The organism is Flavobacterium sp. UBA7680, from assembly GCF_002482975.1.
Lineage (GTDB): Bacteria > Bacteroidota > Bacteroidia > Flavobacteriales > Flavobacteriaceae > Flavobacterium.
This window is the reverse complement of sequence record NZ_DLHA01000010.1, coordinates 13,763-36,000: the sequence shown is the minus strand read 5'-3', so window position 1 is coordinate 36,000 and position 22,238 is coordinate 13,763. Positions and strand designations below refer to the sequence as shown.

Below are 22,238 nucleotides of genomic sequence, written 5' to 3'. Positions count from 1 at the left end.
AAATTCGTGTTCTAGAACAACCCATTCAATTCAGCATCAATTCTATTAATGATATTTCCTAAATCCTCAGGATTATCAACAAAATTGATATTATCAACATCAATAATCAATAATTTTCCTTTCGTGTAAGTCTGAATCCATGCTTCATATCTTTCGTTCAAACGGCTTAAATAATCGATAGAAATAGAGTTTTCATATTCGCGTCCGCGTTTGTGAATTTGTCCAACAAGATTAGGAATAGAACTTCTCAAATAAATTAATAAATCCGGTGCTTTTACCAACGATTCCATTAATTCGAATAAAGACGTGTAATTTTCAAAATCACGGCTTGTCATCAATCCCATTGCATATAAATTGGGAGCAAAAATATGCGCATCTTCATAAATCGTTCTGTCCTGAATGATTTTTTTACCGCTTTCGCGAATTTGCAAAACCTGACGAAAACGACTATTCAAGAAATAGATTTGTAAGTTAAACGACCAGCGTTCCATTTGATGGTAAAAATCGTCTAAGTACGGATTATCAACCACATCTTCATAATGAGGCTCCCATTTAAAATGTTTGGCTAATAATTTAGTTAATGTAGTTTTTCCTGCGCCTATATTTCCTGCTATTGCTATGTGCATTATGGTGTTACGATTTTATAATTTACAATTTCTTTAGTTGTAAAAATAGATAAAATTTGGTCTTTGTAATAGAATTTGTCAAACGTTTTTTCTAAAACTTCAATTTCAGAAATTGTGTTAGTATTTTCTCTCAAATACAATGAGTTAGCTTTACTGAAAATGAATTTTTGAGAAGAAATTATTTCCATTTTATCAAAATCAGAAACATTGCCCAAACTTGAAATTTTTCCAAAGATATCACATGAAAACCAATTGTTTTTTCTATCAATCCAATAAAAAGTATTAAAGTCGGTTTGGTAATATTTTATGCCTTCGGTTAACGGAATCGAAACCGTTTTGTATTCATTTTTTAAATAATCAAAAAGACAAATCTGCTGATTTAAAGTATTAAAAATCCAAAGCTGGTTTTGCGTTGACATCCCAATGGCGCTCACAACAATTGGATTTGTATTTTGCGAAAAATTAATTTCCGTCATTTTATTTAGCTGATTATCCAATAAAATAACAATGTTGAAATCTTCATAGAACAAAACAATTTTAAGCGGATTCTGAATATCAACTTTTGTAATATTTCCTAACGAAACATTCTTGTATTCAAAGACTTCACTTCCTTTTATTTTGCTAAAAACATTATTTTTTATTTGATAAGAATATCCAAAAGAGTCGTAACCAATAAATTCATCGGCATCAATTTTGAATTTTGAAATTACAGCAACATTTATTTTTTGGCTTTGCCCAAAAAAAGTCGAAAACGAACACGCAATAAACAGCAGTAATAAAATTTGGCGTATTGTTTTACTCATAATAGTATAATTTCATAAGCCAAAGTACAAAAACTACGCTAAAGAATATCTTAAAATTAGAGTTTTGGCAGTTTTTTCAGTTTAAACCTTTGTAAATTAGAGTAGTCTTACAAAGATTAGATTTTGTCGATACCATTCTGGCATTGATATATTTAATTTTCAGTATTTTAAAATTAGTAATAAATTTGAATTGTAAGTTTTACGAGACTTCACAATCTTTTAAATATAACCACATGAAAAAACTATCTTATTTACTCTTAATATTTGCTTTTGCACAAGTACACGCCCAAAAGGATTTTCAGGGAATGGCTGTTTATGAATCTAAAACTCAGCCTCCTAAATTTGAAGGAATGCGAGCTGGAAATCGGGACATTACGCCAGAAATGCAAAAAAGTATGGAAGAGCGTATGAAACAAATGCTGGAGAAAACTTTCATATTGAATTTTGATAAAACAGCTTCGATTTATAAAGAAGAAGAAAAACTGGAAACTCCGGGACAACAAGGCGGTTTTCGAGTTATGGTGAGTTCGATGATGGGCGGCGGCGGAACTTTTTACAAAGATGTAAAAGCAAAGTCCTATACCGTTGATAAAGAATTTATGGGAAAAGAATTCCTTGTTGTTGATTCTCTTCCAAAATTAAACTGGAAACTGGAGCAGGAAACCAAACAAATTGGCGGTTACAATTGCTTCAAAGCAACGGCTGTAAAAGAAGCCAGCAAAACCGATTTTAGAAACTTCAGACCTAAAAATAATGATAAAAAGGATGAAGCCAAAAAAACATCCGGAGAGACAAAAACTAATTTTGAAGACAATTTTGAAATCCCAAAAGAAATTACTGTTACAGCTTGGTATACGCCGGAAATTCCGGTTAATCAGGGGCCAGAAAATTATTGGGGATTACCAGGTTTGATTTTAGAAGTAAATGATGGAAAAACGGTTATTTTATGTTCTAAAATTGTTTTGAATGCTAAAGATAAAGTCGAAATAAAACCATCTAAAAAAGGGAAAGTAGTTTCTCAAAAAGAGTACGATGAAACGGTGATTAAAAAAATGGAAGAATTTAGAGAAATGAGCCGTGGACGTACGTCCGGCGCTGCAATGCCAATCGGGGGATAATCTATAAAGTTTCAAATTTAAAATTCCAAAATTGCTTCGCCCGTTCGCTTTCGCTCGGGTTCAACTTCCAATATTCTGATAATGAATAAGACACTTTTTTTATTTGCCTTACTTTTTACTTCTATATGTTTTTCTCAAAGTGTTCGTTTCGATGGATTTATTCAGGATGAGCAAAAAAATCCGTTGGAGATGGCCAATATTATGGCAGTCAACAATGCCACAAAAGCAATGGATTCGTACGGAATTACCAATGATAAAGGTAAATTTCAATTGACTTTAAAACCAAATGCTTCGTATACGGTTAAAGTAAGTTATTTGGGAATGAAATCGAAAGAAATTGCCATTTCGACGAAAACAGAAAATATAGTTCAAAACATTGTTATGGACGGCACCGGAATAGAACTCGAAGGAGTTGAAATCGTTCGTGAAATGCCGGTTTCTATAAAAGGCGACACTATTGTTTACAACGCCGATTCGTTTAAATCGGGAACCGAAAAAAAGCTTGAAGATGTCCTGAAAAAGCTTCCCGGCGTTGAGGTAAATGCAGATGGAGAAATTGAAGTTGAAGGCAAAAAAGTAAGCAAATTGATGGTTGAGGGAAAAGATTTTTTTGACGGAGATACCAAACTCGGAGTTAAAAATATTCCTGCTGATGCTATTGATAAAGTTCAGGTTTTAAGAAATTACAACGAAGTAAGTGCTTTAAAAGGTCTTGAAAACGATCAGGAAAATGTGGCGATGAATATTAAACTGAAAGAAGGTAAAAAGAACTTTTGGTTTGGAGATATGACAGCCGGAATTGGCGTTGCAGAACTCGACAGCCGTTATATTATAAATCCAAAACTGTTTTATTACAGTCCGAAATACAGTATTAATTTAATTACCAATTTTAATAATATTGGAGAATTACCTCTCACTGCGCAGGACTATTTTAAGTTTACGGGTGGATTTAAAAATATGATGAAAAAAGGCGGAAGTTCTTTTAATGTTTCCTCCAATGATTTAGGAATTTCGGTTTTAAGAAATAATCGGGCAAAAGAAATTGAAACCAAATTTGGCGCAACAAATTTCTCTTATTCTCCAACAAAAACATGGAATATAAGCGGTTTCGGAATTCTTTCGACTTCAAAAACAGATTTAGAAACCAAATCTCAGACTACGATTTTAGATTCTGGAGATCAGCAGAAAAGAGACGAATTAACGCATCAAAAAAACAATTTAGGATTGTTTAAACTAAGTTCAACTTATAAGCCAAATGATAAATTTCAGTTTGATTATGATATTCTGACCAAATTATCAAAGCAGGAAGAAGATACCGATTTACTTCGTGAACAAGTTGTAAATAAAATTCCTGACTCAGAAACTATTTTTACAACTAAGAAACAAGATCCAACTTCGGTTGATCAAAATTTGAGTTTGTATTATACACAAAGCGAAAAGAATATTTTTGCTTTTGAAATGCAGCATTTATATCAAGACGAAAATCCATTTTATAATGCGAATCTGCGAACACTTCCTTTTAATTTGTCAGGATATATTCCGGGTCAGGATCGAAACGATTACAATCAAGATCGCTTTGTGAAAACCAATAAACTAGACGCAAAACTAGATTACTATTATATGGTAACACCAAAAAGTAATTTCAATGTTACAGTGGGAAATACCTATTCGTATCAAAACTTCAACTCTCATATTTTTCAAATGTTGGATAATGGAGACAGAAATGATTTGAATAATTCAGAAAATAATAATGATGTAGATTATCGTTTTAACGATGCTTTTTTAGGATTCCATTATAAAATTCTAACAGGAAAATTTACTTTGACGCCTGGAGTTAGTCTGCATTCTTATCAAATGACAAATGGACAATTGGGTTCAAATTATTCTCAAAGTTTCACTAAAATACTGCCAGACTTTTTTGCGTTATATCAAATCAAAAAATCAGAAACATTGACGTATAATTTCTCTTTGACAAATGATTTTACCGATATTAATCAATTGGCTGCTGGTTACGTTTTGTCTGATTACAGTAGTTTATTTCGTGGAGATCGTACTTTAGAAAATGCAACATCACAAGTGCATTCTCTCCGCTATTTTAAATATAACATGTTTAATTTTGAGAACATTTTTGCCAACGCAACCTATACAAGAAAAGTAGATGCGATTAAAACAGAAGCTAATTTTGATGGAATTAATCAGTCTTCGGTTCCATATAATTCCAATTTAGCCGATGAAACTTTTTCTGGAATGGGAGCTTACGGGCGTTCGTTTTTGAAAAACTACAAAGCTTCTGTAAATGGAAGTATTAACTGGTCAAAGTTCAATAACATTCAAAATAACGAACAAAGAACAACTGAAAGTTTCGTGCAGAGTTATACCGTTAAAGCTTCGACAAATTACAAAAACCTGCCGAATATTGAGTTTGGTTATAATCTTTTGGTTAACAAATACAGCGGTTCTACCTTTTATACAGACAAACCTTTTGCCAGATTAGATTATTACTTTTTAGATAGTTTTTCTTTTGTTTCAGAATATGAATTCTACCATTATTATAACGGAGATAAAACGGTCGACAACGAATATGATTTTTTAAGTGCCAGTTTAATTTATCAAAAGAAAAACAGCAAATGGGAATATAAAGTATCGGCAACCAATTTATTAAACACCAGATATCTTAATGATGATAACTTTACGCAGTTCTCCACAAGAGTTTCTCAATATACGGTTCAGCCTCGCTACATCATCTTTTCAATGAAATATAATTTATAATAGATTGACTTAATTTAAAATTTAGGAGTTTATTTTAGTAAGAATAGAATATCTTTACATGAATATTAACAGCCAAATTTTTATATTATGCGCAATTCTATTTGGAGTTTATTGCTATTTACTTCGGGAATTTTTATGTCTTTTTCTCAAACGAAAGGCATCGAAAAAGGGACTTATTTGTCTGCCAACAAAGGTCAGAAAATCAAGCTAAACTTATTAAACGATAATAAATACGAACTGGTTTTTTATACAGGAGGTTATGAAATTAAAGGCGACTCGTTAGTTTTTAGTAGAAATCCAACTGCAGAAAACCGATTTGATCTGTCATTTGTTACTGATAAAAAAGCAAAAAACATCAAGATTAAATTTTTAGATCCTTCGTATTATTCTTTTTATATAGGAACTCAAAACGGTACAGAGGAAATTCAATACCAAAGAATTTCGGATATTAAAACGAAACAGGACCCTGAATGGACAAAAACGGATTTAGAATTTGAAATCGACAAAGCAGATTTTTTATACTTAGTTTATGAGGAATATGATGGAAATAGCAATATAGAAAAATATGCTTTACCAAAAGATGCTGCCGAAATAACGATTAATTACGAATTGGAAGTTTTAGGCGATTTAAAACTTGCCGGATTTTATGACAAGAAAACAAATGAATTAAAAATCTCTGAAAAAGGAGGAAAAAATCCGTTGGTATTTTTAAATGAAAAAGAGCCGCAGCCTGTAAAAAAATCAAAAGTTACGCCTCTTGAAAGTCAAACCGTTTCAAAATGGACTTATCCGGGTAAAGTTGATTATTTAAACGAAGATTTTGGAACCGGTGTTGCTGTTGATACTGCAGCGGCTACGATTGATTATACAGTTGATCCAACTGTTGTAAAATTTGATTTTAAATTAAAGATCGAAAACAACCTTAAAAAAGCAATTGAATCTACTAAAGGAGCAAGTACCAATAAGTATTTAGTTGTTTTGGCAAATGACAAAAATAAATCGGCAAAACAAAGTTTCGATGCTTTTGTAAAAGATCAGGAAACGCAAACCGGATATAATATGTACGAAGCATATAATCCGCAATATGATGTTTATAATTATTATCTGGCTGGAGCCGATGATAAAAAGTGGTTGAAAAACAATAAAATTACAAACGACCCAAGCGTAGTTGTTTTAAACGGAAACGGAGATGTATTAGCCATTGCAAAATCTGATTTATCAGACAAATCATATCACTTTAATTATTATGGAGACCTTTACAGAAAACTTTTGCGTGCAGATGCTTTTGTAACGATTGATAAAATCTTCAAAAACAAAAAAGCGGCCGATGCAGATTTGATAAGAGCTTTTAACAGAGCTTCGGTTTTAGAATCTTCGTATGATTATGATTCAGATTATGTTGTCACTGAAGATAATCCAACGGAGTTTACAATAACAAAAACAGCTGTAGATAAAAAAGAGATTGCTCAAACCTGGAAAAAACTAATTGAAGCACATCAAAAAGATGCAAAACCAAACTTGTATTTGGTTGAAACAATTGTAAAAGAAATCAAAAACCAAGGTTTTACAAAACAGCTTTTTAGTGAAGACAGAATCTTAAACGATACAGATTATTTAGCGATAGATTATCTTTTAAAACATTCTGATGCAATTGAAGCTGAACGTACAGCGTTCAATAGTAAAGAAGGAGAAATACATGTTTTAGGAAATGTAGTTTCTGAGATTTCTTCTGCATTACAGCAAAACACTTATATTTCTCAGGAAGGAACTTCGGGAGAAGTAAATAAGGAAAAGAATATTTCTATTTATAAAAAGATCATTGCTTTAGGAAAAGGAAATTTTGAATCGTACCGAAACTATTTTGATTATTTAAGCCAAATTGAAGATAAAGACGGTTCAAATACGAATTTCCTAAAAGATTTCAGCAGCTATTTTGACTCCAACTTAGCTTCAGAAAAAGGAAGTCCAATTGAAAAATTAGATGCCATATACACTTCATTAGATCCAACTTCAAGTTATTCTTATGACGGATGGAATTCATTTAAAGATTATCATTCAAATCTTTGTAATTCTACGGCATGGACTGTGGTTTTAAAACCGCAGAATGCTTCATTTATAAAAAGTGCTATTGTTTGGTCAGAATACAGTTTGGTAGTAACAAAAAACAATCCGTATTATTTAGACACTTTAGCGCAGTTATATTATAAAGACGGTCAAAAAGAAAAAGCAATTGCAACGCAGACTTTGGCAGTAAAATATTTAACTCCGGAAGTTGAAGAAGTAACGGCAAGCGATATAAAAGAAACGCTTTCAAAAATGCAAAACGGAACGTATTAAACTTTGGATTCCATTAAAAAAGAAAACCCGACAAGATTTTAAATTTTGTCGGGTTCTTTTTTTATTTTTTAATTCCTACCATTACTTTGATCTGGTAATTTTCAGGAATTTTTTTCTTGTTTTCAATATCCCCATTTGCACTCAAATAAGTTAGTAAAATAGTGTATTTTGAATTCTCAATTCGCTGTTCAATTTTTTTGTCTGAGTTATTGTTAGTAAAGCCAGAAGATGAATTGATGAAATCGTTTATTTTCAGCGGAATAATATCTTGATTGATTATTAAATCCTGACCATAATCCCTAGCTTTTGATTTAATCGAATAAATAGTCTTATCAATAGTTAAACAGCTTTTGCACTCGTATGGACTATTTTTGTATAAAACGATTATGAAATCATAACCGTGTATATCTACTATTTCATCAGTATCTTCATAGAAATAATAATTAAAAATATCGTCAGCATCATCTTTTCGATCATATCTGGATCGGTACTCATAGCCTAAGCTTTCCATAATCTTATATGATCCGGGATCTTTATCTTTTTTGTATAACGCATCTAATTTCTTATCTGCATACGGAAGCATATCTTCAAGTGTATAATTTCGATCTAAAAAATCAACTATACTGCTTAATTCCTGTTCTTGTTCAAAAGTCAATTTTTTGTTTTCACCTTTTTGCAGATAACTTTCAAATCGGGATAACTGACTGTATTTTGAAACAGAACTGGCACTTTGCGGACCCACAATAGAAAACAATCCGGCAAGGCACATACTTACGGGAATGAATTTTATTTTTGGATGTTTTGAAATCAGGAAATAAGCCACAACAATCGTGAGCCAAATTGACAACAGTAAAACATAATAACGTTCGTGTGTAAATCCGTAAAGATTGATTCGATATAAAATCGCCCAAAACAATAATACTAACAACGGAATTAATAAGAAATAAAACCAGCGATTGAAAGTTCGCATCCATAAATTTCCGTTTTCGTTCGCAATAGGATGAACCAGTAAAAAAGAAAGAATTCCAACAATAGCAAACGCCAAAACCAGATAAGAAACCCAGCCGACAGGCAGTGAAAGCGTGATAAGGATTTTGGTTTCATAACAAATCAAAATCACTAAATAAATACTTATTAAAGGTAATAATACAAACTGAGTGAAATTTTTAAGTCCTTTAGGATAGCTTAAACGAAGCGGATATTCTTTATTATTAGTTTCAGGAACACCGCTTAAAAAGAAAATAGTATTAAATATTCCGGCAATAGTAAAAAATAGATATCCATAGATTTTATCATCTAATTTAACTTTAAATAATTGATCTACAGCTAATATGGCTAAAGCTAAACCGCCGTAAAGAACGATGCTGTATAACCCTGAGGTAAGTATTCGTAGAAAAAGCTGTTTGTTAAATTCCCAAAATTCTTCCTGATTATAAGTTCTTGGTAAAAAACCTGCAAAAGAAACCAGTAAATGCAAAGCAAGGCTGAATACAAAAAATTGCTGCGCTTCTACATCTGAGATTCTTTCTCCAAAATTGAATACAAAAGCGACTAATGGTACACTAACCAATAAACTAACGACAAACCGTATTATACCGTTTTTGTGTTTTGCAGCAAAAAACAAACTTGCAGAAACAAACCATACAAGGCACAATGAGCAGCTCATAATGGCTTTTATATAGAATTTGTCATCATATACACGATCTTGTCTAATAAATAAAATAGCGAAAACAGTACCTAAAACAGCGGTTATAATTTCTAAAGGAAATCTCAGAATAGTTTTTTTCGTCGCATTCAGGACGTTTTGTAACGAAGGAAGTTTACTCATTTTTTGGTCAGTTAATTTGTACTAAGAAAAGCAAATACCATCAAATAACCAAATAAAAACCCCGAACTCTAAACGAATAGAATTCGGGGTAATATATAAGTAAGATTAAAAAATATTAATCGTATCAGCTATGAATTATAGTCCAAAAGCAGCTTTAACCTTATCAACAAAATCAAGTTTTTCCCATGTAAACAATTCAACAGTAACTGTTTTTTCGTTTCCACCTGGAGCAGAAAAAGTTTTAGTAACCGTTTCTGGTTTACGTCCCATGTGTCCGTAAGCAGCAGTTTCACTATAAATAGGATTTCTTAATTTCAAACGCTGCTCGATAAAGTAAGGACGCATATCAAAAATAGCTTCTACTTTTTTAGCGATTTCACCGTTAGTTAAGTTTACTTTAGAAGTTCCGTAAGTTTCAATGAAAATACCCATTGGCTGAGCAACTCCAATAGCGTAAGAAACCTGAACTAAGATTTCGTCAGCAACACCTGCAGCAACTAAGTTTTTAGCGATATGACGTGTAGCATAAGCAGCACTTCTGTCTACTTTACTTGGATCTTTTCCAGAGAATGCACCACCACCGTGAGCACCTTTTCCACCGTAAGTATCAACGATGATTTTTCTTCCAGTTAAACCAGTATCTCCGTGAGGTCCTCCAATAACGAATTTTCCTGTTGGGTTAATATGGTAGTTGATTTTATCGTTGAATAAATGCGCGTGAGTTGGGTTTTTAGCGATAATTCTAGGAATAAGAATTTCGATAATATCTTTTTTGATTTTAGCAAGCATTGCAGCTTCTTCATCAAAATCATCATGCTGAGTTGAAATAACAATCGCATCAATACGAGTTGGTTTGTTATCGTCGCTGTATTCTAAAGTTACCTGAGATTTAGCATCTGGACGTAAATACGTGATTTCTTTGTTTTCACGTCTTAAAATAGCTAACTCTTGTAATAATTTATGAGATAAATCAAGAGCTAGAGGCATGTAGTTTTCAGTTTCGTTTGTAGCGTAACCAAACATCATTCCCTGATCACCTGCACCTTGCTCTTCTGGCTTAGCTCTGTCAACACCTTGGTTAATGTCTGCAGACTGCTCGTGAATTGCTGAAAGAATTCCACAAGAATTCGCTTCAAACATATATTCACTTTTAGTATATCCAATTTTACGGATTACCTCACGTGCAATTTGTTGTACATCAAGATAAGTATTCGATTTTACTTCACCTGCTAAAATAACCTGACCTGTAGTAACTAGAGTTTCGCAAGCTACTTTTGAGTCAGCATCAAATGCCAGAAAGTTATCAATTAAAGCATCCGAAATTTGATCTGCAACTTTGTCTGGATGCCCTTCACTAACAGATTCTGACGTAAATAAATAAGCCATAATAATTTATTAAATTAACATTAAGCGAGGAAAAGTAATTGCTGAAAGTGCTAAAGGAGAATTCCTGCTTTAGCATTTTTTACTACCGAAATCTTGGTTTCGGTATTCATAACGAATTATTTCATTATGAAGAGGTTGCAATCAGTTCAAATTTTTCCTCTGTATTCGCGTGCAAAGGTATAAAACCATTTTGATTTGCAAATTAAAGTTCAACTTTTTTTATTTTTTATAGCAGAAATTTAACAGTAACATACTAATTTGATAGGGTAATAGAAAATATTTTTGTTTTTGTTTGGTCAGTTAAAAAATAGTTTGCACATTTGCCTCGTTAAAATAACAGAACAAAATGAAAATTACAATTTGCAATATGATGTCTTGTAAGATGCCGGAATCCTCCGCAGAGACTCTATTGTAGTTTATTTTCAACAACATATATAGAACCTCTGCCAGCCGCAGAGGTTTTTTTTGTTCCAAAATTAAACTTGTAAGAATTTTTTTTAAGCCAAAAACACTAATTAATCAGTAAAAAAGAAATGAAAAAAAATGTACTAATCGTTTTAGGTCTTTTGACATTTTCAGGCCTGTATGCTCAGGATAATAAGACTGAGCAGGATACTTTAAAGAATAATGAACTATCGGAAGTTACCGTAATTGGAACCCGTAATAAAAATAGAGTAAAAACAGATGTACCGGTTCCGGTTGATGTTTTTAATATTTCTGAAATAACAAAAGGAGCGCCGCAAACCAGCGTAACTCAAATTTTAAATTACGTTGCACCATCATTTACCAGTAACGCAACATCAACTGCCGATGCAACAGACCACGTAGATCCGGCACAATTAAGAGGTTTAGGGCCAGATCAGGTTTTAATTTTAGTAAACGGAAAACGAAGACACACCAGTGCTTTAGTAAACATAAACGGATCGCCGGGAAGAGGATCTGTAGGAACAGATTTAAATGCAATTCCATCTTTTGCCATTGAAAGAATCGAAGTTTTAAGAGATGGTGCCGCGGCACAATACGGTTCTGATGCCATTGCCGGAGTAATTAATATAGTATTGAAAAAGAATGCCAAATATCTTTCGGGAGGAATTCAATACGGAACTAATTTATCATCAGGCTCTAATAATTTTAAAGGCGGAGCCGATGGACAAACGGTACAAGTCGATTTAAACTACGGAACTTCATTAGGTAAACCGGGAAGTTTCTTGAATGTTACCGGAACTGCCGTAACAAGACAAGCAACAAGCCGTGCAGGAATTAGAAATAACGGAATTTTTAATGCTTATAATGCCGTAGAAAACAGAGCGGCTCAAAACGGAGTTCAGATCAACTCACTTTTCAGTAATATTAATACTACTCCAAATTCGGCACAAATTATAAGTTCGATTCAGCAATATGCGCCACAGGTAAGTTATTTCACGCCGGCACAGCAAACTGCTATTTCATCTGCAACAACAATTACGCAATTGCAGACAGCGCTTAATTTTGATGTTACGAATAATGAGTTAGCATACCGCGGACAAGAAAGAGCAGATTATAATATGAGTGTTGGTCAGTCAGAACTGGCTTCGGGACAAGCGTATTATAATGCAAAATATCCTTTAACAGAAACAACTTCATTGTATTCTTTTGGTGGAGTATCGTATAGAGATGGAAAATCGTATGCTTTCAACAGACTTCCAAATGGTTCAGGAACTTTCACGCAAGTGTATGAAAACGGATTTTTACCAGAAATAGAATCAGGAATTTTAGATGCTTCTGCAGCACTTGGAGTAAATACACAATTGTTTGGATTTGATACTGATTTGAGCTCAAACCTTGGAACAAACTCTTTTAAATATGATGTAAATAATACCATAAATGCAACTTTGGGCGTAAATTCTCCATCTAGTTTTGATGCCGGAAAAGTTTCCTTTTTACAAAGTACAACGAATTTAGATTTCAGCAGAAAATTTGATTTCCTTGCAGGTTTAAACGTTGCATTTGGTGGAGAATTCAGATATGAAAATTATCAAATTAAACAAGGAGAAGAAGCTTCATACGGATTATATGATGTAAACGGAGCTTTAGTTTCGGGAGTTTTACCAACTACTTCACCTTTAATCGTAACTGATTTCTTTGGAAACAAACGCGGGGCAGGAGCGCAGGGATTCTCAGGATTTCAGCCTTCGGATGCTAAAGAAAGAGACAGACGAAGTGGTGCAGCTTACATTGATTTAGAATTAAATGCAACCGAAAACTGGCTTTTAAACGGAGCGGCACGTTATGAAAACTACTCAGATTTCGGAAGCACGGTTACTTTTAAATTAGCTTCTCTTTTAAAACTAAACGATAATATCAACTGGAGAATTTCTGGACAAACAGGTTTTAGAGCGCCATCTTTACAACAAAAATACTTTGAAGCAAGTTCAACTCAGTTCATTAATGGATCTCCATATCAGGTTGGATATTTTACAAACGATTCTCAGGCAGCAAAAAGTATTGGTGTAGAAAATTTAAAACCAGAGAAATCAAAAAGTATCAGCACAGGATTTACATTTAAAATCCCGGAAGCCAATATCACAATCGCAACCGATGCTTATTTTACAAGAATCAACGACAGAATTGTTTTGTCTGGACAATATGCAAGACCTACAGATGCGCAGATAAATGCTGCTACATCGCAAACACAAAAAGATGCCTTGACATTGTTTCAACAAGCATTTGATTTGAAAGGTGTAGAAAGAGCTTCATTCTGGACAAACGGAATTGACTCTGAAACGAAAGGAATTGATGTCGTAATTTCTCAAAAATATGATGTAATTCAGGATTTTGTAATCAGAAATGATTTTGCTTTAAGTTATAATCAAACCAAAAGAGTAGGAGATTTACATATTCCGCAGTCTATTGTGAATGCAGGAGGAGATCCTTATATATATTCATTTTTTCCGGAGTCAAGCCGAGTTTATTTAGAAGAAGCAATTCCGAAATTAAAAGCGAACTTAACTACAACTTTCAGTATTAAAAAACTGGATATTTATTTAAGAAACAGTTATTTCGGAAAAGTAACGGATCCGGGAGCAACTGATGTTAATTTAGATGGATTTGCTTCTGTTTACGAACATCCAGAATACAGCGCAAAACTGGTTACCGATTTATCTTTCGGATATCAAATCAACGAACATTTTAGAGCAACAGTTGGTTTTAATAATATAGGAGACGTTTATCCGGACAGAAATAATCCGTCAACTCCGGCTTTCACTAACACAACTCCAACTTTATCTCCAGCGCCAAGTACAGACTTGACAAATGCAAATCAATTTGCGTATTCAAGAGCCGTATCGCAATTTGGATTAAACGGAAGATTTGGATTTGCTCGTTTGAGCTTTAAATTCTAAAAAGAATAGGCCACAGATTATACGGATTAAACGAATTAGCACTGATTTTTAAAAATCAATGTAATCTTTTTAATCTGTGGCTAAAGTTTTGAACTGATGTAAATAATAGGTTTAGTATTTACATTAAATAAAAAAGAAAACCCGTGCTAATTCGTTTAATCCGTAAAATCTGTGGTCAATTTTTAAAAAGAAAGCCAGTATTTACGCGACCTATAAAAATTTTAATGTTAAATATCAAAATTTTATTTGGCAGTTAAATAAATAAATATTACATTTACTCTATCGAATTAGTCGAGTTTAAAAAAGAATTAAATTTTAAATTAAAATGAAAACAATAGCAAGAAATAATATGATGTGTTGTAGCATGATGCAAATGTGCATCCAACCTTGCTGTTGCCAAAAGTGAAAGATAAAATCTTTGTTATAGTTAACCTATAAGCCCTTTTGGTCGCCATCCGAAAGGGCTTTTTTCATTTCCACACTTAAAATTTTAAAATCATGAAAACACTAAATTCAATCGCCATAGAGTATTTATTGAGAAACGATTCTCAAACAAACAATAATAGATCAGAAGAGATCACAAAAGAAGTTATCAGAATAAAAACGGAGCAAGATAGAAAAAGTCAAAAATCATTATTGTTTCAAATGTATGATCTTGAAATAGAAGGAGAACTTCCTTTTGCATAAATCAATTGATCATTTCAATTTCAAAAATCAATTTCAAAGTCAAATACCACTTTATATATAGTATTAACAATATTTAAAAACTAAGAAATCATGAGTACACAAAAATTTGCAACAAACGCATTACACGCAGGACATGATGTAACTAAAAATTCTGGAACAAGAGCGGTGCCTATTTATCAAACATCATCATACGTATTTAATAACGCAGATCATGCAGCTAATTTATTTGGTCTTGCCGAAGCCGGATTTATCTACACTAGATTAAATAACCCAACAAATGATGTTTTAGAACAGAGATTAGCAGCACTCGAAGGCGGAATTGGAGCTGTAGTTACAGCATCTGGAGCATCGGCAATTTCAACAACTTTTTTGACTTTGCTAAGAACTGGCGATCATATCGTAGCATCAAATAGTTTATACGGCGGAACGTACAACTTATTAAGTGTAACATTACCGCGATTAGGAATTACAACCACTTTTGTAGATCCTTCAAAGCCTGAAAACTTCACAAAAGCAGCAAAAGAAAATACCAGAGCATTCTTTGTAGAATCACTGGGGAATCCAAAACTGGATGTATTAGATTTAAAAGGAATTTCGGCGGAAGCCAAAGCATTCAAAGTGCCATTTATAGTAGATAATACAGTTGCGACACCTTATTTATTAAACCCAATTAAATATGGTGCCGATATTGTAATTCACTCCTTGACAAAATATATTGCCGGAAATGGAACTTCATTAGGAGGCGCGATTATCGACGCCGGAACTTTTGACTGGTCTAACGGAAAATTCCCTGAATTTACAGAACCTTCTGCAGGATATCACGGATTAGTATATCACGAAGCTTTAGGAAATGCCGCGTTTATTGCAAAAGCAAGAATTGAAGGATTACGTGATTTTGGAGCAGCTTTAAGTCCATTTAATGCTTTCCAGATTATTCAGGGATTAGAAACCTTACCAATCCGAATTAAAAAACACAGCGAAAATGCTTTGGTTCTGGCCGAATGGTTAGAGAAACAAGATGAGGTGGTTTGGGTAAATTACCCAGGTTTAAAATCAAGTAAATATTATGATTTAGCGAAACAATATCTTCCTGAAGGACAAAGCGGCGTGATCACTTTTGGGTTAAAAGGAGGTTTTGATGCCGCTAAAAAAGTGGTAGACGAAACAAGATTGTTCTCACTTCTGGCTAATATTGGTGATACAAAATCGCTGATTATCCACCCGGCGAGCACGACACACCAGCAATTGTCAGAAGAAGAGCAATTGGCTACTGGAGTTTCAAAAGATTTAGTCCGACTTTCTGTTGGAATAGAAGATGTAGAGGATTTAATTGCCGACTTACAATCGGTTTTTGAAAGCGTAACTCAGTCACAGTACAGTATTAATAAAAATTAGGTTTTTTTGTTTTTTGTTTGAAAAATTGCCTTTAGCAGCGTGAGTTCTGCTAGAGGTGATTTTTTATGAAAAAAGATTTCACCATATAAGTTATATAAGTTCATTTAGTAGAGACGCACCGCAGTGCGTCTAATCGATGCACCGATGTAGAGACGCACAGCAGTGCGTCTAACTCGAAAACACGGTACGTCTAAAATTATAAACGTTGATAATTAAATGAACTTATATAACTTATATGGTTTACTAATTACAGATATGTTTTAAAAAATTAAAATTATGTCAAAGCTTAAAATAAATATTATCCTTTTTGGAATTGGAAATATAGGAAGTACATTAATCAATCAGATTATCGAAAGTCAGGAGTTTTTTCTGCAAAGTAAAAACGTCGATTTTCACTTTCCAATAATTACCAATTCTACCGTTGCCTTTTTCGAGAAAGAAGGCGTAGGATATGCGTGGGAAACTAATTTTAGAGAATTGGCTGTTCCTTTTAGAGTGCAGGATATTATCGAATTTGCAAAAGAAAACGAATTCGAAAATCTAATCGCTGTTGATGCAACCGCAAGTGATGAACTTATTGGTCATTATAATACGTTGATCGAAAACGGATTTAATATTGTTGCCGTCAATAAAAAGGCAAATACACTTCCAATTGATCTTTATAAGCAGCTTAGAGAAAATCTTAAAAAGTACGACAAAGAGTTTTTGTATGAAACCTCAGTCGATACCGGTTTTCCTGTTTTGCAGACTTTAAGGGATTTGTATTTCTCAGGAGAAAAAATTACCAAAATCAGAGGCGTATTTTCAGATAATCTGAGTTATGTCTTTAATCGTTTTTCTTCCGAAGAAAACACATTTTCATCTATTTTAAAAGATGCAAGCCTTCTCGGATTAATGCGATCTACTTTTAAAGAAGATTTATCAGGAAATGATACCGCCAGAAAATTGTTGATTTTAACCCGTGAAATTGGTAAAGAATTCGAACTCTCTGATATTAAAATTAATCCGCTTATTGGAGAAGAGCATTTAGAGAAAAACGGAATCCTTAATAAAGATGCCATTGACCGATCGTTTAAAATTGCCAAAATAACCCAGAAAGACAATCATGTTTTAAGATATATTGGAGAATTTGATGTCGAGAAAAATACCTTAGAAGTCAAATTAGTTTCAGAACCTATAACTTCAGCAATAGGACAATTAAAAGGTTCCGATTCTATTTTTGAGATTTATACCCAATCTTATGCCAGTACACCAATTGTACTTCAAAGTGCGTCGCCATGCAAACAGGCTATTTCTAGAGGTTTAATTACAGATATTTTAAAAGTAGCTGAAAAGATTAAAAATAAGGAAGCAGTCTGGCTATAAGTGGTTGTAATATTAGTAGTTCTTTGACAGATTGAAACTAAAAGTAAAGTTATTTTTTGTAAGATTATACCTCTTTTGATTCAAATTGTGATTTTGTAAGATGTTTTTTAACGATAAAAAGCTGTTTTTTAACGTTTTTTAAGAAAAAATAAGGTTTTGTAACTTGGAATATTGAAAAAATATTCGCACATTTGTAAGACAAGTAAAATCTGCTAAAACAGATGATTAATTGTTAAAATAAATACAGCTTTTGAGATCCTAATCACATCTAAAAAAAAGCTTTTAAAGAAAAGTAAATGCAAGATTTTTTTAAAATAACTGTCAAATCGCAAATGAATAAGTCCTTACAGATGAACATGATGTTTAATGTCGCACGTATTTGTGTACACGTCTGTTGATACTAAAAGTATATATAAGTTCTATAAAAACTTAAACCCTTTTGGTATTAAAATCCAAAAGGGTTTTTTTATTCCATTTGGTAAACATAACAAAGAATTAAAGGAAACATAAAGATTACAATAACTAACTTAAACTTAATAATATGAGCGCAATAACTTACTTAAGAAAAAAACTTACAGGGTTCAGAAGTGCAAAAGCTGAAAGAAACAACCCGCCGCCTGTTAACGAATTAATCCACCCAAGTTTCGGTGTAACTGAAACAGATAAAAAAGCGGAGAAAAAAGCACCAAATTCATTATTGTTTTTGATGTATTCAAAAGAAAATGAAACCCTTTTCATCTAACTTGAAAAGCAGCCATAAAATAGGTTAAAACCTGCATGACTTTACTGGGCATAACGTTCGGTATTTTTGTGCGTACAAAAGTTTCTGATTGAATTATGTTTAAGAAATTGAGTAATCAGTTTCATTAAAATTTGTTAGTTTAAGAAATTAGTAGTTAATTTGCACCGTTAAGTTCAAAAACGTATTGAAATGTTATAAAGAAAGGACGAGGGATTAGACCCGATGAATCCTTAGCAACCCTTCGTTAATTCGAAGAAGGTGCTGCATTCTACCACGCCCAAACGTGGAAAGATAACAACAAGAATTTTTCTAGTTTCAACTCTAGACTTTCTTTCTAATATTTCCACATACAAATCAATAATAAATAGATTTGAAATTGGAAAATATACCAAGTCCCATTATAATTCAAGATTTCATCACCGAAAGTGGTGCACTGTATCCGTCGTTACCGTTAAGTTTTACACTTTCCGGGAAACCACTGTATACAGCGCCAATTGTTTTGGTAAATCACGCCTTAACCGGAAACGCTGATGTTACCGGAGAAAACGGCTGGTGGAATGATTTAATAGGCGAAGCAAAAACCATCGATACCAATCAATACACCATTCTGGCATTTAATGTTCCCGGAAACGGAAACGATTCGTTTATAATCGAAAATTATCAGGATTTTACAACCAGAGACATTGCTAAACTTTTCATCAAAGGATTAAAAGCTTTAAGTATTGAGCAGGTATTTGCCATTATCGGCGGTTCTGTTGGTGGTGGAATTGCATGGGAAATCCTGGCTTTGGAACCCAACATCACAGAACATTTAATTCCTATTGCAACCGACTGGAAATCGACTGATTGGATGATTGCAAACTGTTTTCTGCAAGAACAAATTCTGAATAATTCTTCAAAACCAATTGAAGATGCCAGAATTCACGCCATGTTGTGTTATCGATCTCCGGAATCATTCAAAGAAAAATTCCAACGAACAATCAATCAGGATCTTTTGATTTTTAATATTGAAAGCTGGCTGGCACATCACGGAAAAAAACTACAGCAGCGCTATCAATTAGCATCATACAAATTGATGAATCAGCTGCTTAAAACCATAGATATTACGAGAAATAGTGAGGATTTTGAAACGTTAATATCCAAATCAAACGCTGCGATTCATATCGTAGCCATTAATTCAGATTTATTTTTTACGCCAAAAGAAAATCTGGAAACCTACAATGAATTAAAGAAATTTAAAAACAATGTTTTTTACAGCGAAATTGATTCGGTTCACGGACATGACGCTTTTTTAATCGAGTACAAACAATTAGATCATTTACTTGCCGATATTTTTAAGGCAGAAACAATAGCAAAATAAAATGAAAATATTAAAATTTGGTGGTAAATCATTATCAAACGGAGAAGGGCTTAACAAAGTAGTTTCAATCATTTCTGATAAAGTAAATCAAGGCGAAAAAATTGCCGTGGTTGTTTCTGCACGCGGAAATGCGACAGATGAATTAGAAGATATTTTAAGAATTGCTGCCAAAAACGGAAACTACAAACCGCTTTTAGAAAGCTTTAAAGCATACCAGACTTCAGATTATCCGAAAGTTGATTTATCTGAAGAATTTAATATTTTAGATAAATTATTCGAAGGAGTAAGCTTAATTGGCGATTATAGCAACAAAATCAAAGATCAGATTTTGTCTAAAGGCGAATTGCTTTCGGCTAAATTATTGACTTCAATTTTAGTAGAAAAAGGAATTCCTGCCAATTTCGTTGACACAAGAGAATTATTAAAAACCGATTCTAAATTTGGTGACGCTCAGCCTTTGGAACAACTTTCAAAGAAAAACGTTATCAACTATTTCAAACTTCATAACGGTGAAACAGTAAATATCGTTACAGGTTTCATTGGTTCAAATAACAACAACGACACCACAACTTTAGGAAGAAACGGAAGCAATTATACCGCTTCGTTAATTGCTAATTATCTGGATGCCGAAGAACTTCAAAACTTTACACACGTTGACGGAATTTACACAGCAAACCCGGATTTAGTTGCTGATGCTAAAAAAATCGAATATTTATCGTTTAATGAAGCAAACGAATTAGCCAATTTTGGCGCAACAATTCTGCACGCCAAAACGATAATTCCATTATTGGAAAAAAATATTCCACTTCGTATTTTAAACACATTCAATCACGAAAACCACGGAACATTAATCACTTCAAATTCTCAAAAAGAAGGAATTAAAACACTTTCTGTTTTAGAAAATGTTTCGCTTGTAAACCTTGAAGGCCGTGGATTACTAGGGAAATCTGGCGTTGATGCCCGTATTTTTAAAGTAATGGGTGATCACAATATCAGTGTAAGCATCATTTCGCAAGGTTCTTCAGAAAGAGGAATTGGATTGGTTGTGGCAAAAGAAAAAGCAACGCTTGCAATGGTTGAATTAGAAAAAGAGTTTGAAAACGACTTTTATTCTAAAGATGTAAACCAAATAACAGTAACAGATAATGTTTCGGTAATTTCAATTATCGGGCAGGATTTAAGTACGTTTCATAAACCTTATACAGCTTTAATCAAAAATAAAATAGTTCCCATTTTATTCAACAACACTGTTACGGGTAAAAACGTGAGTTTAGTTGTGAAGAAAGAAGAACTAAACAAAGCTTTAAACGTAATTCACGGAGAGATTTTTGGAGTTTCTAAAAAAATCAACATCGCCATTTTCGGTCACGGATTAGTGGGAGGAACTTTGATTAATCAAATTTTAGAATCGGCTTCATCAATTGAAAAACGTAAAGATATTAAGCTGAATGTTTTTGCAATTGCCAATTCTAAAAAGCTTCTTTTAAATAAAAATGGCGTAACTTCAAGCTGGAAAAATGACATTGAAACTAAAGGTGAACCGTATACAATCAAAGACATTATCGCTTATGCAAATGAGTATCATTTAGAAAACTTAATTGCGATTGATAATACGGCAAGTGCATCATTCGTAGAAAATTATGTTCCGCTTGTAGAAAGCAGTTTCGACTTAATTTCTTCAAATAAAGTGGCGAATACATTGACGTATGGTTTTTATAAAGAATTGAGAAAAGCTTTGGCAGAAAACCAAAAGAATTATTTGTACGAAACTAATGTTGGTGCAGGTTTGCCATTAATTGATACGATTAAATTATTACATCTTTCTGGTGAAAACATCACAAAAATTAAAGGCGTTTTCTCAGGAACATTAAGTTATTTATTCAATAATTTCTCTGCAAAAGATGTTCCGTTTAGCGAAATTCTGAAAGAAGCAATTGATAACGGATATACAGAACCAGACCCGCGTGAGGATTTATGCGGAAATGATGTGGGAAGAAAATTATTGATTTTGGCAAGAGAATTAGATTTACAAAATGAGTTTGAAGAAATCTCCATTCAAAACCTGATTCCGGAACATTTACGCGAAGGAAATGTTGCTGATTTCTTAACGAAATTAAAAGAATTCGACCCAATTTACGAGAAAATTAAAGCCGACCAAAAACCAAATCATGTATTAAGATACATTGGTGAATTGTCTGGTGATTTACAAAATGATAAAGGAAATCTAGAAGTAAAATTAGTTTCTGTTCCTTCAGACACTGCTCTTGGCGGTTTAAAAGGGTCTGATTCTTTCTTCGAAATTTACACAGAATCTTACGGAGATCGTCCAATTGTTATTCAGGGAGCTGGTGCAGGCTCTGCGGTAACGGCAAGAGGAGTTTTTGGAGATATTTTGAGATTATCTGATAAAGGATAATTAGAATTTTAGATTGCAGATTTTAG

General features: G+C 33.1%; 14 protein-coding genes and 1 riboswitch. Of the genes, 10 read left to right on the top strand and 4 right to left on the bottom strand.

Translation table 11 applies throughout. The annotated features are described in order from the left end of the window. Nucleotides 1–11: 11 nt before the first annotated feature. Together B3C18_RS01645 and B3C18_RS01640 are read right to left on the bottom strand one after the other, a co-directional pair. Complete coding sequence (locus tag B3C18_RS01645) at nt 12–626, bottom strand: deoxynucleoside kinase (protein WP_053470079.1); 615 nt, start codon at nt 624–626, stop codon at nt 12–14. After that, entirely contained in the window at nt 626–1,429 is an 804-nt protein-coding gene (locus tag B3C18_RS01640; RefSeq protein WP_291141338.1) for a hypothetical protein, read from the bottom strand. The genes B3C18_RS01645 and B3C18_RS01640 overlap by 1 nt, the downstream gene beginning before the upstream one ends. 233 nt (nt 1,430–1,662) lie before the next feature. Here B3C18_RS01640 and B3C18_RS01635 point away from each other — a divergent pair, with 233 nt between their 5' ends. The 3 genes from B3C18_RS01635 to B3C18_RS01625 all read left to right on the top strand — a co-directional run bounded on the left by B3C18_RS01635 (nt 1,663) and on the right by B3C18_RS01625 (nt 7,653). Further along, nucleotides 1,663–2,547: a GLPGLI family protein gene (locus B3C18_RS01635; RefSeq protein WP_291141335.1), complete on the top strand. Its 885-nt coding sequence runs from the start codon at nt 1,663–1,665 to the stop codon at nt 2,545–2,547. Between the two features lie 81 nt (nt 2,548–2,628). Next, nucleotides 2,629–5,316 carry a carboxypeptidase-like regulatory domain-containing protein gene (locus B3C18_RS01630; protein WP_291141333.1) on the top strand — a complete coding sequence of 896 codons (2,688 nt, stop codon included), beginning with the start codon at nt 2,629–2,631 and terminating at the stop codon, nt 5,314–5,316. Between the two features lie 87 nt (nt 5,317–5,403). Further along, nucleotides 5,404–7,653 carry a hypothetical protein gene (locus B3C18_RS01625; RefSeq protein WP_291141330.1) on the top strand — a complete coding sequence of 750 codons (2,250 nt, stop codon included), beginning with the start codon at nt 5,404–5,406 and terminating at the stop codon, nt 7,651–7,653. 61 nt (nt 7,654–7,714) lie between these two features. Here the strand turns inward: B3C18_RS01625 and B3C18_RS01620 are convergent, their stop codons facing one another. Continuing rightward, nucleotides 7,715–9,481: a DUF4153 domain-containing protein gene (locus tag B3C18_RS01620; RefSeq protein WP_291141327.1), complete on the bottom strand. Its 1,767-nt coding sequence runs from the start codon at nt 9,479–9,481 to the stop codon at nt 7,715–7,717. A 135-nt stretch (nt 9,482–9,616) separates the two neighbouring features. Beyond that, nucleotides 9,617–10,867 carry a methionine adenosyltransferase gene (gene metK, locus B3C18_RS01615; RefSeq protein WP_291141324.1) on the bottom strand — a complete coding sequence of 417 codons (1,251 nt, stop codon included), beginning with the start codon at nt 10,865–10,867 and terminating at the stop codon, nt 9,617–9,619. A 533-nt stretch (nt 10,868–11,400) separates the two neighbouring features. Between metK and B3C18_RS01610 the strand changes: the two genes are divergently transcribed. From B3C18_RS01610 to thrA, 7 genes are all read left to right on the top strand, one after another. After that, on the top strand, nt 11,401–14,247 hold the full coding sequence (locus B3C18_RS01610) for a TonB-dependent receptor plug domain-containing protein (RefSeq protein WP_291141321.1): 2,847 nt from the start codon (nt 11,401–11,403) through the stop codon (nt 14,245–14,247). Nucleotides 14,248–14,745: 498 nt separating this feature from the next. After that, the gene (locus B3C18_RS01605) at nt 14,746–14,934 is read left to right on the top strand and encodes a hypothetical protein (protein ID WP_291141314.1); all 189 of its coding nucleotides are present in this window, start codon (nt 14,746–14,748) and stop codon (nt 14,932–14,934) included. A gap of 90 nt (nt 14,935–15,024) precedes the next feature. After that, nucleotides 15,025–16,329 carry an O-acetylhomoserine aminocarboxypropyltransferase/cysteine synthase family protein gene (locus tag B3C18_RS01600; RefSeq protein WP_073483342.1) on the top strand — a complete coding sequence of 435 codons (1,305 nt, stop codon included), beginning with the start codon at nt 15,025–15,027 and terminating at the stop codon, nt 16,327–16,329. Nucleotides 16,330–16,605: 276 nt separating this feature from the next. Then, nucleotides 16,606–17,694: an aspartate kinase gene (locus B3C18_RS01595; protein ID WP_291141310.1), complete on the top strand. Its 1,089-nt coding sequence runs from the start codon at nt 16,606–16,608 to the stop codon at nt 17,692–17,694. Between the two features lie 541 nt (nt 17,695–18,235). Next, nucleotides 18,236–18,436, top strand: coding sequence for a hypothetical protein (locus B3C18_RS01590; RefSeq protein ID WP_291141304.1), 201 nt, complete (start codon nt 18,236–18,238; stop codon nt 18,434–18,436). A 189-nt stretch (nt 18,437–18,625) separates the two neighbouring features. After that, nucleotides 18,626–18,734: riboswitch (SAM riboswitch) on the top strand. A gap of 78 nt (nt 18,735–18,812) precedes the next feature. After that, nucleotides 18,813–19,796, top strand: coding sequence for an alpha/beta fold hydrolase (locus B3C18_RS01585; RefSeq protein WP_291141301.1), 984 nt, complete (start codon nt 18,813–18,815; stop codon nt 19,794–19,796). A 1-nt stretch (nt 19,797) separates the two neighbouring features. Next, a complete protein-coding gene (gene thrA, locus B3C18_RS01580) occupies nt 19,798–22,212 on the top strand; it encodes a bifunctional aspartate kinase/homoserine dehydrogenase I (protein ID WP_291141298.1) in 2,415 nt (804 codons plus the stop codon). Nucleotides 22,213–22,238 lie beyond the last annotated feature (26 nt).